Here is a 16,149-nt window from a genome sequence, read left to right as displayed (position 1 = left end):
TAAATTAAATACTTCCTTATATTTTTACATTTTTTAACTAAGTAAATTGTAAATTTAGGATATTTAAAGTAATTCTACTTATTTTTAATATCAATTATTTTACATTCCCTCATATTTATTGTAAAACAAAAAAAGATAAAGTTAAATTATATAATTTAACTTTATCTTTTTAAGAAAATCTTAATTCTCAATACTATTTATTGCCCTCAGATAAGCTCTAGATGTTAATTTATACATAATTACATATAGCAAAGAATATCCTATAACTGTAATTACACATGACTTTATAAATATTTCTCTATTTCCTACTCCTATAATTCTAATTATATTATATACAAGAGTAGATGCTGCAATCATATGAATTATTGAAACCACTAGAGGCATAAAAAACACTACTCTAGTTTGTCTAGATATATTTTTCCTAGTTTCTTTTTTACTCATTCCTATTTTACTTAATATAGAAATACTTTTTGCATCTTCCATTCCCTCAGATATTTGTTTGTAGTAAATTATCATAACAGTTGCTACTAAGAATAAAACCGATAATAATATTGTTACTACAAATACCCCACTATTAATAGCTACAAAATCTTGTGCACTTTTGTATTTGTTAGTTAAATTTGCTTCTTTTTCTTCGATGCCATATTCACTTTGTAATTCATTCTCTAATTTATTTGCCCAACTATTTATAGTTTCTTCATTTCCCTTTAAATTAAAAGATATTAGAGTCTCTGATCCTTCGACTTTTCCAAAATTTTTCATTTCAGACTTTTCCGTACTTTTTTCACCATATTTTTCCATCACAGAATTATAAAAACTATCTTCATCTTTCACAATAAGTGTATATGTTGAAAATAAATCCAATGGCATATTTTTAAATAATCCATCTACGTCATCTAAGTTTTCTTTAATATTCAAATTAATTCCATCTATATTAATTTTATCCGGTTTTTCATTTTTATTTGAATATAGTATTGCTTCATCATCATTTAGTTTTTCATTTTTATTGTTAATTTTATTATAATCTTCAATATTATAAACAAAAATAAATTTTATACTAAAATCTACCCTTCCATCAAAATTCTGCAACACTTTAAAACCTTGTTCACTATTTCCTTTTGCACCTATTATCTTATTTGAAATAGAACTGTATGAAGATAGCTCAATATCTTTATTTTCTAAATTTTTATTAATTAAACTTTTTATTTTATTTTCTTTTTCTAAATCTTCTCCACTATATCTTATTATGATATCTTTCGGAAAAATTGAATCTATATAGCTATCCTTACTTCCTATTAATGCTGTTGTTGAAACTAACATTACTAAAACCATAGAGCTAAGAACGCAAATATTAGCTAAACTAACTGCATTTTGCTTCATTCTAAATATAAGTGAAGATATGAATGTCATATTTTTTGATTTATAATAAATCTTTTTGTTTTTCTTAAACATTTTTAACACTGCTATGCTAATAGTTCCAAAAAGTATATACGTTCCAACTATTACTAAAACAACCGCTACTAAAAATATAGTCATTGCATCTAAAACATTATCTGTACTATTAGCTAAGTAATATCCTACTCCTATACAAATTACTCCAATAATAGTGATAATAATATTCGCTTTAGGCTCTTTTTCTCCTTTTTCTGCTTCTTTTAATAAATCTAAAGGTTTTAATCTCCTAACCCTTATAATATTTCCTACTAAAACAACAGAAAATATTATCACGTAAACTACAATAGTTTGTATTATACTTTTAAAATCAACATAAAATTTAGTAGATAATTCTATCGATAAATATCTTCCAATTAATAAAAATATTACTGTACTAAAAATAACACTAGCCACTATTCCTAAAACTATATTAACAACTGTTAAAATTATATTTTCATATATCATTATCTTGGAAATACCTTTTTTATCCACGCCAAGCATGTTAATAAGCCCTAGTTCTCTGTCTCTGTTTCTAACTAAAAACTTATTTGTATATATCAAGAATATCGCTGAAAATAGTGTAATAACATATTCTCCTAAGCCTAGAACTATAACAATATAACTTCCTCCTCTTGAATTTAAAATATCTGGACTATTTTGTATCGCTAAAAAAATATAATACATAAATATTGTTATAGAAGAAGTTATTACATAGGGAATGTATAAATTTTTATTGTTTTTTATATTTTGAAAAGCAAGTTTTCTGTAAATCTTATTCAATGCTTTCACCTCCAGCTAAAAGCATCATTTGTGTTTTAACTATTTTATTGTACATTTCCTCGTTATTTAAATTACCTCTGTAAATATCGTAATAAATAATTCCATCTTTAATAAATAAAACCCTACTTGCTCTACTAGCTGCCATAGCAGAATGGGTAACCATTAAAATTGTTTGTCCTCTTTTGTTTATATCTTCAAATAGATTAAGCAATTCCATACTAGAGTTAGAGTCTAAAGCTCCTGTTGGTTCGTCAGCTAAAAGTAACTTAGGATTTGTTATTATTGCTCTAGCTACTGCAATTCTTTGCTTTTGTCCTCCAGATATTTCATAAGGATATTTATTTATAATCTCACTAATATTTAAAGCCTTTGCTGTAGGATTTAATTTTGTTTGCATGCTTTGTGGTTTTTCATTTGCAAGAACAAGTGGTAATAAAATATTATCTTTATTATTTAAAGAATTTAGAAGATTAAATTCTTGATACACAAATCCCAGATTTTCTCTTCTGAAAATTGCCATTTCTCCTTCAGAACTTGTAGAAATATTTTTACCATCTAGAATAATTTCTCCTGAAGTTGGACTATCTATTGTTGCAATTAAATTTAATAATGTAGATTTCCCAGATCCAGATTCCCCCATAATAGCGATAAACTCGCCTTTCTCCACTTCAAAGTTAATATCTTTCAACGCCTCAACTGTATTTGAACTAAGTTTAGTCTTATATACTTTTTTTAGTTTTTTTACTTCTAATATATTCATTTAATTTCCCCTTTTCTTTATTTTCTAATACTACTTTAGCCCATTTTTTGATTTGTTGCCTTTGTTTTAACTTACAAAAATCATTCTAAACTTACAATTTGTCACATTAAAAAAAGCCAGTAATTTTGGCTTAATTTATTATAATCTCTTTTCTTTTTAAATTTATAGTAAATTCTGTACCTTTGTTAATTTCTGAATTAATCTCATAATCATAATTAAAATTCTTTAAAATTTTATCTACTAAATACAGCCCTATTCCCGTAGAGTTTTTGTCAAGCCTTCCATTTTCTCCGGTAAAACCCCATTTCACAATATTTTTCAAATCTTCCTCTGGGATTCCCATACCAGTATCAACAATGTGAATAACATAAGAATTTTCTTTTTCAGTGTATATTTTTATGCCACCACTTTCAGTGTATTTTAAGCTGTTAAAAACAATTTGTTGCAATACAAAAGAAAGCCATTTTTCGTCAGTTAAAACGTCAATATCCTCTATATCCAAATTCACATACAAGTTCTTTTCAAAAAATAACAACCTGTATTTTTTTATTACACTATTAACCAGTTTATTTAAATTTACTTTTTTAAAAACATAATCTTGGCTAAAGCTTTCGAATTTCATATAATTTATCATTTGGTCTATGTATTCGTTAGCTTTTAATACTTCAGTTTTTATTCGATTGTCCCCATCTTTGTCGGCAATTAAGGAAATTACAGACATTGGAGTTTTCACTTGATGTACCCACATTGTAAGATACTCATTTTTTTCTTCTAGTAAATTTTTCTTGTCCTCTTTTTCAGTAATTAAATCTTCTGTTTTTTTCTTGTAAATTTTATAATAACTCTTTTCCAAGCTATTATTTTCAAAATATACATTTTCAAATTCTTCTTTATATTCGTTATTTACTAAATTTTTTAATTCTTTAATTGTGTTCTTATATTTAAAAGTTCTATAAACAATTATAGGAATAGAAATTACCACATACATAACAAAACCATACAACGCAATAAGAATATCTAATCTATAAATAAAAAACATAAGCAAGTAAATTAAAGTGAAAATTGCCCCACTTATTAAATAACTTTTATTAGCTTCTATTAAATTTTTCATTCGATTATATAACCCATTCCTTTTTTAGTGCTAATCAAATCATTTACGCCTATTTTTTCAAGTTTTTTTCTAAGTCTAGCAACGTTTACAGTTAAAGTATTATCATCTATAAAACTATCTGTATTCCAAAGTTTGTCCATGATTTTATCTCTTGAAATAACCTTATTAATATTTTCCATTAACACTTCCAAAATAAGAAATTCATTTTTAGTTAGAGCTTCTACATTATTGCCATACTTTATAGTCATATTATCTGTATCGAGTACTACATCTTTATGTTCTAAAAGAGAATTACCACTTTCAAAATCATACGTTCTTCTTAATAACGCCTTAATCTTCGCTATTAAAACTTGAATTTCAAAAGGTTTAGCTAAAAAATCATCTCCTCCATGATTAATAGCTGTAATCAAATTAATATTATCTGATGCAGAAGTTAAAAATATTATAGGGACACTTGAAACTTCCCTTATTTTCTCACACCAAATAAAGCCATTTAAATGTGGAAGTTTTATATCCATTAATATTAAATCTGGGTTGTATGCAGTAAATTCCTCCATAACTTTTTTAAAGTCGGCAACTTTTTCTGCACTATATCCCCACATTTCTAGTTGTTCTTTTAATTCTTTAGCTATCTCTATATTATCTTCTATAATAAAAATTTTTCTCATAATCTACTCCTAAGTACTTTTAACTATACTATATATTTACCATTGTTTTTTATTTAATATAACTATATATTTTTTCTTGGGTATATTATAATTATATTCGAAATTTTATTAATAAGGAGGATTTATTATGTGGAATTATATTTTAGGCTCGTCTATTGCACTTATAGGCTTAATAGTTTTAATATTGCTAATATACTATATTGCCAGCCGTGCTAATGTGAGTAAGAGAAAAAAATTTTTTGAAGAACTTCACAACAACCTAAAAATAGGTGATGAAGTAGTTTTTTCTAATGGAATATATGGAAAGATTAAACATATTTCCGAAGACTTTGCAGATATAGAAGTTAAATCTGGTGCTGTTGTGAAAGTTAGTAGATATGCCATTTCCGATATAATTAAGTAAAATTTAGATACCAGTTTGGATTTTAAAATTTTTTTTGAAAAAAATCGTTTTTAAAATTGCTATTTTCCAAAGTTTTTTAGAGTAATAAACCTTTGTTTTTCGTTTTTTTCATAAAGAACCGCTATTTCTCAATGTTTATGGGTATAATTTATTTAATTAGTGGTGTATAATTAATTTAAGAAATAATTTTAGGAGGTAGGTATTATGCCTAACATAGTATTAACAAGAATAGATAATAGACTAATTCATGGTCAAGTTGCAACTCAATGGACCAATTCAATAGGTGCAAACCTTTTGTTAGTTGCGAACGATAAAGTTGCTGACGATAAAATGAGACAGGGACTTATGGATATGGCAGCGCCAACAGGAGTTGCTACAAGATATTTCACTATTCAAAAAACTATTGATATAATTCACAAAGCAGCCGATAGGCAAAAAATATTTATAATTTGTGAAACACCTCAAGATGTTTTAAAACTTGTAGAAGGTGGAGTTCCTATAAAAAAAGTTAATATAGGAAATATGCACATGGCTGAAGGTAAACGTCAAGTTGCAGGAGTTGTAGCTGTTGATGATGACGATGTTGAAGCCTTTAAAAAATTAAAAGAAAAAGGTATTGAACTAGAAATAAGAAAGATACCTTCCGAAGCTTCTGAAAACGTGGACAAACTATTTAAATAATAGTTAGTTATAGATTTAAAAAGGAGGAATTATATGTTTGGAGACTATAGTTTTATTCAAGTTCTCTTAGTATTTATAGTTACTTTTATAGCCGCTATAGATCAATTCAGTTTCCTAGAGTCCTTATATCAACCAATTGTAATGGGACCTGTTATAGGAGCAATACTAGGAGATGTACAAACGGGATTAATAGTTGGTGGTACTTATCAACTATTAACAATAGGTAATATGCCTATTGGAGGTGCTCAACCGCCTAATGCTGTTATGGGTGGTATTATGGCAACAGTATTTGCTATAGTTGTTAAATTAGAACCAGGTGCAGCGGCAGCTTCTGCAATACCATTTGCATTATTAGGTCAATATGCTGTAACTCTTTTATTCACTTTTATGTCACCTATGATGACAAAAGCTGATAAATACGCTGAAAATGCCGATACAAAAGGTATAACCAAAATAAATATACTTTCAATGGTTATACTAGGAACATTGTTTGGAATTATTGTACTTTTATTCTTTGCTGGTGGTGCCGCTATGAAAGACACCATTGCCGATTGGACAAAAAAACCTTTAATAGATCGATTTATGAAAGGTTTAAGTGCTGCTGGTGGAATGATGAAATATGTAGGTTTTGCAATGTTACTTAAAGTAATGTTATCAAGAGATTTATGGGGCTTTTTCTTTGGAGGTTTCGCATTAGCCATAGTAGTTTCTTCAGTTGAAGGATTAGCAAGCTCAGCATTAATATTACTTGCAATATTAGGTTTCATGTTAGCATTTTGGGACTACCAAGTTCAAACTAAATTTAAAAATAGCAATGTAGATAATTCAGGAGGTGACGAAGATGGCATATAATTTACCTAATTCTTACAAAGATAAAACTCCTGCTCAACAGTTAGATAAGAAAACTTTAAATAAAATGGCTTTAAGGTCAATGTTTTTACAAGCTTCTTTCAACTATGAGAGAATGCAAGCCGGTGGATGGTTGTGGGGTATTCTTCCTGGACTAAAGAAAATTCACAAAGACAAAGATGACTTAGCAGCATCAATGTCACATAACTTGGAGTTCTTTAATACACATCCATTCTTGGTAACTTTAGTAATGGGTATCGTTCTATCATTAGAGCAAAATAAAGCAGATATACCTACTATTCGTGCCGTTAGAGTCGCAGCAATGGGACCTTTAGGAGGAATCGGAGATGCATTATTCTGGTTAACACTTGTTCCTATAGCAGCTGGAATAACCTCTAACATGGCTATTGGTGGTAATATTATTGCACCTTTCCTATTTTTGATAATATTTAACGTTGCACAATTTGCAGTAAGATTTTTCTTAATGCATTGGTCATACAAAATGGGTACAAGTGCAATTGACATACTAACAGAAAATGCTAAAGAATTTACTAGAGCAGCTTCTATACTAGGAGTTTTTGTAGTAGGTGCATTAATAGCAACTCTTGGTAGTACTGTTTTGAATATAGATATTCCTAATGGTTCAACAAACGTAGCTGTACCAGTAACTACCATAGTTCAGAATTCCGAACTTAAAAATTACGAAGAATTCCTTTATAAAAAAGATGATAAAGGAAAATTAACAGAAGAACTTAAACCTTTTGCTAGTGAACAAGGCAAAACTGCATCTATTGTAGACTTAAAAAACGGTTCTTCTCAATTAACTTTTGAGAGAAATGAAAAACAAGATGTAAAAATAAATATTCAAAAAATACTAGATGGTATATTACCTAAGTTAATACCTTTAGCATTTACTTTAGGAGTTTTCTTATTAATGTCAAAAAAGAATTTCACTCCATTGAAGAGTATTGTTTTATTAATGGTTATAGGTATTGTAGGAGCATACTTGCCAATGCTTTGGGGTGGCCCACCACTATTTTCTTAAATAATTATATAAAATAAAGGAAGCCAAGGCTTCCTTTTGTTTTTAAAGGAGGAATAATGACAGGAGTAATTTTTTCAGCTCACGGCAACTTTGCGTCTGGGCTATATAGCGGTTTAAAATTAATCGCTGGAGAAATGGAAAACATAAAAATAGTAGACTTTTTAGAAGGCGACGGAAATGATGGTTTAGATAAAAAATTATCTGAAGCTTTAGAGAGTTTAAAATCATATAATAACATAATTATATTAACTGATTTAGCAGGAGGAACACCTTTTAATAGATCAGTGCTTTTAACACAAGATATTAAAAATGTAAGAGTTTTATCTGGAACAAACTTCCAAATGCTTTATACTGCAGCATTTGATCCAACAGATGATATTAATGAATTAACAAAAAATATCATAGATGCTGGAAAAGAAGGCATTAGTTTGTTTGAATTAAAAGAATCTAGTTCAGACAATTCAGATGATGGAATTTAATAAAAAAACCTTTTGAGTAATCTCAAAAGGTTTTTTTAATAACTATCATATTCTACTTTGTATGCAAATTGGTCTCCTCTGGCAAAACTTATGGTATATTCTATTATTTTCCCATTGCCATCATAGCTTAGTCTTTTTATCTTTAAACAAGGAGAACCCACATCTGTTTTTAAAATTATACTTTCTTCTTTCCCTATTACTGAAGCAGAAAATCTTTCTTCTACATGTTTTATCTTTCTATCATAAACTTCTTCATATATGTCATATAGTGGAAGTTCATCTAAGATAGCCTTTGTCATCCTACTAAAATCATTGTATGGAATAAAAGTAGTTTCTAACATCATAGGAATGTCATCTGCTTCTCTAAGTCTAACAAACCTTATAACTTTATCTCCCTCTCCTATTTCAAGCCTATTTGCTACAAATTTATTTGATCTTTCAATGTGAAATTCTAGCACTGTAGTTTTTGGAGTTTTCCCTATGATTTTCATCTGTTCAGTAAAACTGTAATAATCTGAAAGATTGTGTTTTGAACTGTCTTTGTTACTTACAAAAGTTCCCTTACCGTGAATCCTATCAATATAACCATTAAGCTCAAGCTCTGAAATAGCTTGTCTAACAGTAGTTCTACTTAATTCGTAAAGTCTGCAAAGTTGCCTTTCAGAAGGTAGTTTATCTCCTGGTTTCATAAGTTCCATTTCAGATACAAGGATATCTACAAGCTGAGAATATAGGGGGATTTTCCCCTTCTTTTTTAGTTTCATCTTAACTTAATTTATCCGTCCAAGGTGATGCAGTTACATCAATAACAGCATTTAATTCTTCTATATTTTTTCTACCTTCAGTTTCTAACCACTTGTATCCCGCTTCTTCTGACTCCATAAAAGCATCTACTCCTTTTGCCCAAGTAGCTCTACCACATAAAACTCCATTAAAAGTAGATCCTGCTTCTTTAGCAAATCTTAAAGTTTCTTGGAACATTTCTGCTGTAACTCCAGCACTTAAAAATATAAATGGCAAATGTGACGAGTCACTTTGTTCTTTAAAGTATTTTAGAGCTTCTTCCCTAGTGTATACAACATCTTCTCCATATCCTTCAACAAAGTCCATATTCACAGGAACTTCCATTTTTAATACATCAACATTGTATCTATCGTCTGAGAATAACCTCATAGCTTCTATTACTTTATGTGGCTTTACTTTAGCATATTCTTTTGACTTAGCATCTTCTATATTTGCATCATAAGAAACTATCTCTAAGAAAAACGGAATATCTTCTGCTATACATTCAGAACCTACTCTTTCAATAAAAGCGTGTTTTTGTTCATTAATTTCATCACCTTCATCTACATCATAGTATAATAATATCTTTACAGCATCTGCTCCATTTTCTTTTAATCTCTTAGCTGACCAAATTGGTAGTAAATCTGGTAATCTTCCAACTTCATTTGCATCATATCCAGTTTTTTCATAAGCTATTAAAAGTCCAGAATTTGAATCTCTTTCTTTTGAAGCTGGTAACCCATACTCAGGATCTAATAATATAGATGATGAATATTTAGTTAGTTCTTTAGACACGGCTATCTTAAAATCTACTATCATTTGCTCTGTAGCTTTTTGTGGGTCAATCTTACCCATCATTTTCTTTATAGCACCTCTTTGGTCTATTGCTAATGCCGCTATAACTTTATTCTCATTAGATAGTCTATTTAATGCTTCTCTTTTGTTCTCTGTTAACTTTTTCAAAAAAGTCCTCCTATAATTTTACGACTTCAACCTTATCTTTAATATCTTTAATTTTACTTACATCAATATAGCCAGTTTTTTCTTCCATAGTATTTAAAATTCCACAAGCCATACCATATTTGATAGTCTCTTCTATATTTAATTTTTTGTTTATACCATAGGCTATTCCTGCCACAGTCGAATCCCCAGAGCCAACAGGGTTTACAACTTTTATTTTAGGAATGTTTACACTGTAAAAATCGTCTTTAAATTTTACTAAAGCTCCTCTTGACCCCATAGTTATAACCATTAGCTCAATACCTTTAAAAATATCACTTCGCAAATACTCAATTAATTCTTCTCTGTCTTCAAAATCTTTGTTTTCTACTTGGTTTATTTCAGTTTCATTTGGCTTAATACAGTAAGGTTTAACATTACTATTTAATACTATATTCTTTAAACTATCTCCAGAAGTATCTAAAATAACTTTTATATCTTTGTCATTTGCAATTTGTAAAAGCTTCTCATAATAGTCTTTTTCTATTCCCTGTGGCATAGAACCAGATATAGTAACTACTAAGTTTTCTTTTAATAAACTATTAAAAAGCTCTAAAAATTCTGTTTGCTCCTTTTGTTTAACTATATCCCCAACTTCTAAAATTTCCGTCTGTTTTCCCCCGTGTAAAACCGCTATACAATTTCTAGTATTTCCACTAATCTCATAAAAATTAGTAAAAATATTTAATTTTTTTAGTTCAGTTTCTATAAACTCACCTGTGTATCCACCAAGAAAACCCGTAGTATTAACTTCTTCTCCAAGCTGTTTTAAAACTCTTGCAACATTTAAGCCTTTACCACCTGCTGTTTTTACAACATCTTTACATCTGTTTACATCATCTATTAAAAATTCTTCTAATTTATAAGATATATCAACAGATGGATTCAAAGTAACCGTTAAGATCATCTACTTGCTTTTAACTCCCCATTAATATAAGTTGCTATAATTGATGCACTATCATCCATTATATTTATGTCAGCATACCTTCCAATATCTATTATTCCAGCCTCATCATCTATACCTACAGATTTTGCAGGTATTTGACTTGCCATTTGAACAGCTTCAAAAGGAGTTGCTATGCCCCACTTTATTACATTTTTTACTGCATCTTCTAAACGTAATACAGAACCTGCCAAAGAACCACTATCTAATCTTGCTGTTCCATCTTTAACATGAACATCAAAATCTCCTAATTTATATTCTCCTTCAGGCATTCCTCCCGCCATCATACAGTCTGTAATTAAAACAACTTCATCTTTTCCTCTAGCCTTCATAACTATATTCGCTGCTGCTGGATGAACATGGTGACCATCACAAATTAATTCTGCAAAAACATCTTTCAAAGATAAAGCTGCTCCAACCATTCCAGGCTTTCTATGGTGTAGTGGACTCATACCATTGTAAACGTGTACAAAAATACTAGCTCCTGCCATTACAGCATCATATGCTTCTTCATATGTTGCATCACTATGTCCTAATGCAACATATACACCTAGCTCTTTTGCTTTTTTTACAAATTCTTCAGTTCCCTCTAATTCTGGTGCTATTGCAATTTTTCTTACAATTCCATTTGATAAATCATACCATTTTTTCAATTTTTCATAATTTGGTGCTGACATATATTCAGGATTTTGAGCACCTTTATATTTTTCAGTAAAAAATGGGCCTTCTAAAAATATACCAGCTATCTTAGCTCCCTTAACATCTTTGTAAACTTCACCTACAACTTTACAAGCTTTATCTAAATCCTCTTGAGATGCTGTCAAAGTCGTAGCCAAAAATGTTGTAATACCCGTTTTTACTATACCTTTGGAAATTTCCAAAACACTTTCTTTTTCACCGTCCATAATATCATGTCCACCATATCCGTGAATATGAGTATCTACATATCCTGGTGCTGCAATATAGTCAGAGTAGTCCATAAATCTCTTACCTACTGGAACCTCATCTAAAAATGCTTTTATTTTTCCATCAACTATTTCAATTATTTTATTTTCTTCAGTTCTATCTTTTAGAAATATTTCCTTTACTTTTAAATATAATGCTTCTGACATATTAACTCCTATTTATAAGGGTGAATAATTACTCCTTTTACTACCCTATTTACTGTACCAGTTGCTGACGGAGTATCTGGCTTATTATTTACTTTTAAACTTGCCATTATTGCAATAGTTTGAGCTATCATAATATAGGGAAATACTAAATAAACATCTTCTAATTCCTCTTTTTCATTAAATGAAAACTCACTAAATTGTTCATTTAAACTATCTTTAGTTATAGCTACTGTATTAACAGCAATTTTATTTTCATAGATTTCATTTAATATGTCTATATCGTACTTTCTTGTATAATCATTTGTAGAAACAAAATCGAAAACCAAAGTTTTTTCATTTACAAATGACTTAGGACCATGTCTAAATCCCATAGAAGAATCAAAGCAAGTAGTAATATCTCCCGCTGTAAGTTCTAATATCTTTAATTGAGCTTCTCTAGTCAATGGATTAAAAACTCCTGATCCTAAATATACAACTCTATTAAAATCTAAATCTACGATTTTTTGTATTTCTTCATCTCTATCAATAATATTTCTACCCATCTTTATAGCTAAATCAATATTTTTTTCTTTTTTATCCAAATCTAAAGAATTGTCAAAAATTAATAAACTAGTTAATAGCATGCAAGTAAAAGAACCCGTCATAGCAAATCCCTTATCATTTGATTTTTCTGGCATTAGTAAAACTAGTGCATTGTCTTTATCTTTTAAGTCGGTAGCAAGCTTTCCTTCTTTTGCACAAGTAATTGCCAAGTGATATATATCATCTACTAATTGGTTAGCTAAATTAACTGCTTGGATACTCTCTGGACTATTTCCGCTTCTAGCAAAAGAAACTAAAACAGTTGTAGTATCTTTTCCAAAAAATAAATAAGGATTTGAAACTATGTCAGTAGTTGCTATTGATTCAAAAACTAGATTTCTATTTTTCTTCAAAGCTAAATGCTTAAAAGCTATGTCTCCAACATATGCTGAAGTACCAGCACCTGTAAATATAACTCTAACTTTTTCTTTTCCATTTGATAGTTTATCTATAAATTTTTCTATTCTATCTTCATTTGATTTGTAAATTTCTAAAGTTTCCTCCCAAAGCTTTGGTTGTTGTGCAACTTCCTCAACTGTAATAAGAGCACCCTTGTCTTTTAAAATGTTTTTATCTGTGTTAAACATAATTTCCTCCTTTTAAAGTGGTATCTATGTTTTAATTGTACCCCTTTTTATATCAATTATCAATAAACGTTGAAAATAAGCCATTTAGGATACCTATTCTTTATTTGTTATTAATATCGTTGAAATCTGAACACTTATTTTTAGATACCAGTTTAAAAAAAGAAGATATATACAAATATATCTTCTTTTTTTATTAAATTTTATTCATTTTTCAGCCTATTTTCTGCTTCTCTTTTAGAAAAAATGCATCCACAATAATCTTGTCTATATAAATTCCAATCCTTCGATAATTGAATAGACCTTTGGTATCCGCCTTTTTTCTTAAAATCTGACGGCAAATGCTTTACCCCAAACTCTTTTTCTATATTTTCACCTATTTCATTTATCTTTGATGCATTCTTATAAGGGCTTATGCTTAAAGTTGTCGTAAAATAATCCATATTAAACTTCTTACATAAAATGGCAGCTTCTCTCATTCTAAACTCATAACAATTAAAGCACCTTTCTGTCCCTTCCCCAAGTTTTTCATATCCCTTAATTGCATCATAATAGATTTTTAAATCGTACTTGCCTTCTATTAATTTAATGGGATACCTAGCCTCTATCTTATCTATAACATCTCTTTGTTCCTGTAATCTTATATAATACTCTTCCTCTGGATAAATATTAGGATTATAATAGAACACAGTTATTTCAAAATAATCGCTTAAATACTCCAACACATAACTAGAGCAAGGTCCACAGCAACTGTGTAATAAAAGTTTTGGCACATTATTTTTTTCTATTTCATCTATTATTTTATCAAGTTTTTTTTGATAATTTATTTTTTCCATTATTTCACCTTCTAGTTTATTATTGTATCATAACTGGGGTATATAAATTAATAACTCATTTAGGAGGTGAAAAATGTCAATAAGTGAAATTTACCTAGTAGACGGATTTAATTCAACTAGCAAAGACAATTTAGGCTTAATTATAAATGATCCTTTAATATGGAATAAAGAAATAGAAGAAACTCACATTTACTATTTAAAAAATAAATTTGATTATTACATCGAGTATATAAAAAACAAAAAATATGAATCGATGTTTAAAAATAAAGAATTTACTTCTTTTACAATAGAGTTTAAATCTGATTATAAATTACCTTTAAATGCTCTATCGTATATAAAAAAACTAGAAAAAGAATTAGAATCTGATAATATAAAGATAGTTATTAAAATTACATCTGTATCTGGCTCTTGCTGAGGATGTTAATTATACTAAATAGTTTATTTAGTTAATAACAATATAAAATTTAACGGAGGTATTTATGTCTATAATAGATTATTATCAAGTTGATGGACTTGGTATTAACAACAATAATGAAAAAGATTTAATTATGCTTATTAATGATAATTTAAGTTGGGACGAAGAAAGTGAAAAAGATCATCTTGAACATTTGCAAAATAAAATCAACGCTTATGTTAATTATGTTAAAACACAACAATATAAAAATGCTTATCCCGACTTAGAATTAGACGAGTTTACTATTGATATTCACATGAACTCACACCCTTCAGATTTAGGAGTGAAGTTTTTAGATATGGTAAATAGAGATTTAATTAAATATAATATTAAAGTCATAGTTGCAATAGAAGACCATTCTAATAGCGGTGGCTGAGGCTGTTAAGATAATATTAAATAGGTTTATTTAATAAAAAAAGAAAGTATTTTAAATACTTTCTTTTTGTTCTTTTATAACTTTTTCTTTTTTATTGTATTTTTCGAAAGCAAACTCTGCTTCTTCTGCCGTTATTTCAAACATAAACTCAAGTTGCCTATAATAATCTAATTCCACAAAGTCTGTTGGTCTAACTTTTCTAAAGTCTTTTTCAAAATAATTTAACTTTGCTAGCTCCAACATTATATAAACAAATTGCGAACAAAACATAATATTTGATCTATGAGTATATCCTGTAATAAGTCCTATAATATTATATGCACTTCCTACTTCATTTATTTCTTTAACTTTATCTATAATTATCCTTTTTTGTTCAGAAGTAGCTTTTAATCTATATATAGCAGAAGCTGCTCCTTCCTTACTAACTAAATCCGATATCATTTCAGGGTTAAGTCCTGGTGAAAATGTATTTGCCCCTCCATTATAACTAATTATAGTATGCAACTCTTCATCAAAAGATAAAGATACATGATTGTATTTTTTGTTTGTAAAAGCTCTTATAAGTTCACTTGCATCTGATTTTGACTTAGACACTACAACATAAATATAGCCATCATCTAAAGTAGAATAAGCTTTTTCAAAATATGTATCTGATAAACTTCCATTATTAATATAGGAAAAGGAACTATGTCTTGGTAAATCTTTTATTATTGCATTTAGCTGTTCTCTTGTAATTATTTGACCCGCTCTTTTCACCCTAGCAAGCTTATCTGCAATAGCTTCCTTATCATAAATTAGCTGTGCATAAATAAAACCATACCATTTATCAAAAAACGAATATACAAAATAATCTAATCCTACAAGATACAAAATTCTTTTTATGAAAAATGGGAATAGTATAAGTAGTACACTTACTATTTTACATAAAACAAAAACATTGTAATTATATTTTGACACTTTTATTAAAAGTATATTTAAAGGTATTTGTAACGCCATAATAATAGTGTATATGGTCGCATGAATAGCTTTTTCTTTTCTAGTTATAGGTAATATCGCCGCATTTATTAATAAAAAAACCAAGCAAACTATGCAGGCAAAATTATAAGCAAAATTACTCCCACTCCAGTATAGTACAAAACCCGTTATACCTATCATAAATATTATTCTTAAATAAAGACTAATATTTCTCATTGTTCATTGTTCAGTCCTCTCTCTTAAATCTATATATTAATTGTTGTTCAAATTTAAACAGTTCTATTTAGAATTATAT

18 protein-coding genes are annotated in these 16,149 nt (G+C 28.6%); 7 read left to right on the top strand and 11 right to left on the bottom strand.

All coding sequences use genetic code 11. From position 1 onward, the window contains the following. Nucleotides 1-180 precede the first annotated feature (180 nt). The 4 genes from CS899_RS08960 to CS899_RS08945 form a co-directional block, all read right to left on the bottom strand. Nucleotides 181-2,214 (bottom strand): ABC transporter permease, encoded by a 2,034-nt coding sequence (locus CS899_RS08960; protein WP_100065858.1) that lies wholly within the window; start codon nucleotides 2,212-2,214, stop codon nucleotides 181-183. Next, nucleotides 2,207-2,974 (bottom strand): ABC transporter ATP-binding protein, encoded by a 768-nt coding sequence (locus CS899_RS08955; protein WP_100065857.1) that lies wholly within the window; start codon nucleotides 2,972-2,974, stop codon nucleotides 2,207-2,209. Before CS899_RS08955 ends, CS899_RS08960 begins: the two co-directional genes overlap by 8 nt. Before the next feature lie 130 nt (nucleotides 2,975-3,104). Continuing rightward, nucleotides 3,105-4,085: a sensor histidine kinase gene (locus CS899_RS08950; RefSeq protein ID WP_100065856.1), complete on the bottom strand. Its 981-nt coding sequence runs from the start codon at nucleotides 4,083-4,085 to the stop codon at nucleotides 3,105-3,107. Beyond that, on the bottom strand, nucleotides 4,082-4,753 hold the full coding sequence (locus CS899_RS08945; RefSeq protein ID WP_100065855.1) for a response regulator transcription factor: 672 nt from the start codon (nucleotides 4,751-4,753) through the stop codon (nucleotides 4,082-4,084). The genes CS899_RS08950 and CS899_RS08945 overlap by 4 nt, the downstream gene beginning before the upstream one ends. Before the next feature lie 127 nt (nucleotides 4,754-4,880). Between CS899_RS08945 and yajC the strand changes: the two genes are divergently transcribed. The 5 genes from yajC (at nucleotide 4,881) to CS899_RS08920 (ending at nucleotide 8,210) form a co-directional block, all read left to right on the top strand. Next, nucleotides 4,881-5,156 carry a preprotein translocase subunit YajC gene (gene yajC, locus CS899_RS08940; protein ID WP_100065854.1) on the top strand — a complete coding sequence of 92 codons (276 nt, stop codon included), beginning with the start codon at nucleotides 4,881-4,883 and terminating at the stop codon, nucleotides 5,154-5,156. Between the two features lie 204 nt (nucleotides 5,157-5,360). Further along, nucleotides 5,361-5,837: a PTS N-acetylgalactosamine transporter subunit IIB gene (gene agaV / locus CS899_RS08935; protein WP_100065853.1), complete on the top strand. Its 477-nt coding sequence runs from the start codon at nucleotides 5,361-5,363 to the stop codon at nucleotides 5,835-5,837. Between the two features lie 33 nt (nucleotides 5,838-5,870). Next, a complete protein-coding gene (locus CS899_RS08930) occupies nucleotides 5,871-6,689 on the top strand; it encodes a PTS mannose/fructose/sorbose/N-acetylgalactosamine transporter subunit IIC (protein ID WP_100065852.1) in 819 nt (272 codons plus the stop codon). Beyond that, a complete protein-coding gene (locus tag CS899_RS08925; RefSeq protein WP_100065851.1) occupies nucleotides 6,679-7,731 on the top strand; it encodes a PTS system mannose/fructose/sorbose family transporter subunit IID in 1,053 nt (350 codons plus the stop codon). Before CS899_RS08930 ends, CS899_RS08925 begins: the two co-directional genes overlap by 11 nt. A gap of 56 nt (nucleotides 7,732-7,787) precedes the next feature. After that, nucleotides 7,788-8,210 (top strand): PTS sugar transporter subunit IIA domain-containing protein, encoded by a 423-nt coding sequence (locus tag CS899_RS08920; RefSeq protein WP_100065850.1) that lies wholly within the window; start codon nucleotides 7,788-7,790, stop codon nucleotides 8,208-8,210. Nucleotides 8,211-8,245: 35 nt separating this feature from the next. On the opposite strand, the gene CS899_RS08915 is transcribed toward CS899_RS08920, so the two are convergent. From CS899_RS08915 to CS899_RS08890, 6 genes are all read right to left on the bottom strand, one after another. Then, nucleotides 8,246-8,974, bottom strand: coding sequence for a GntR family transcriptional regulator (locus tag CS899_RS08915; RefSeq protein ID WP_100065849.1), 729 nt, complete (start codon nucleotides 8,972-8,974; stop codon nucleotides 8,246-8,248). Nucleotide 8,975: 1 nt separating this feature from the next. Continuing rightward, nucleotides 8,976-9,956: a tagatose-bisphosphate aldolase gene (lacD, locus tag CS899_RS08910; protein WP_100065848.1), complete on the bottom strand. Its 981-nt coding sequence runs from the start codon at nucleotides 9,954-9,956 to the stop codon at nucleotides 8,976-8,978. Nucleotides 9,957-9,966: 10 nt separating this feature from the next. Further along, a complete protein-coding gene (locus CS899_RS08905; RefSeq protein WP_100065847.1) occupies nucleotides 9,967-10,899 on the bottom strand; it encodes a hexose kinase in 933 nt (310 codons plus the stop codon). Next, complete coding sequence (gene nagA, locus CS899_RS08900; protein ID WP_100065846.1) at nucleotides 10,896-12,047, bottom strand: N-acetylglucosamine-6-phosphate deacetylase; 1,152 nt, start codon at nucleotides 12,045-12,047, stop codon at nucleotides 10,896-10,898. Before nagA ends, CS899_RS08905 begins: the two co-directional genes overlap by 4 nt. An 8-nt stretch (nucleotides 12,048-12,055) precedes the next feature. Beyond that, complete coding sequence (locus tag CS899_RS08895) at nucleotides 12,056-13,216, bottom strand: SIS domain-containing protein (RefSeq protein ID WP_100065845.1); 1,161 nt, start codon at nucleotides 13,214-13,216, stop codon at nucleotides 12,056-12,058. A gap of 200 nt (nucleotides 13,217-13,416) precedes the next feature. After that, on the bottom strand, nucleotides 13,417-14,049 hold the full coding sequence (locus tag CS899_RS08890; RefSeq protein ID WP_100065844.1) for an epoxyqueuosine reductase QueH: 633 nt from the start codon (nucleotides 14,047-14,049) through the stop codon (nucleotides 13,417-13,419). Between the two features lie 73 nt (nucleotides 14,050-14,122). Between CS899_RS08890 and CS899_RS08885 the strand changes: the two genes are divergently transcribed. Both CS899_RS08885 and CS899_RS08880 read left to right on the top strand, forming a co-directional pair. Next, a complete protein-coding gene (locus tag CS899_RS08885) occupies nucleotides 14,123-14,464 on the top strand; it encodes a DUF6572 domain-containing protein (protein ID WP_100065843.1) in 342 nt (113 codons plus the stop codon). Nucleotides 14,465-14,528: 64 nt separating this feature from the next. Beyond that, nucleotides 14,529-14,879 carry a DUF6572 domain-containing protein gene (locus CS899_RS08880; RefSeq protein WP_100065842.1) on the top strand — a complete coding sequence of 117 codons (351 nt, stop codon included), beginning with the start codon at nucleotides 14,529-14,531 and terminating at the stop codon, nucleotides 14,877-14,879. Between the two features lie 51 nt (nucleotides 14,880-14,930). On the opposite strand, the gene CS899_RS08875 is transcribed toward CS899_RS08880, so the two are convergent. Next, the gene (locus tag CS899_RS08875) at nucleotides 14,931-16,070 is read right to left on the bottom strand and encodes a hypothetical protein (RefSeq protein WP_100065841.1); all 1,140 of its coding nucleotides are present in this window, start codon (nucleotides 16,068-16,070) and stop codon (nucleotides 14,931-14,933) included. Between the last annotated feature and the right edge of the window lie 79 nt (nucleotides 16,071-16,149).

The sequence above is a fragment of the Miniphocaeibacter massiliensis genome, assembly GCF_900232905.1.
GTDB classification, from domain to species: Bacteria; Bacillota; Clostridia; order Tissierellales; family Peptoniphilaceae; genus Miniphocaeibacter; species Miniphocaeibacter massiliensis.
This window is presented reverse-complemented; position numbering and strand designations above follow the sequence as displayed.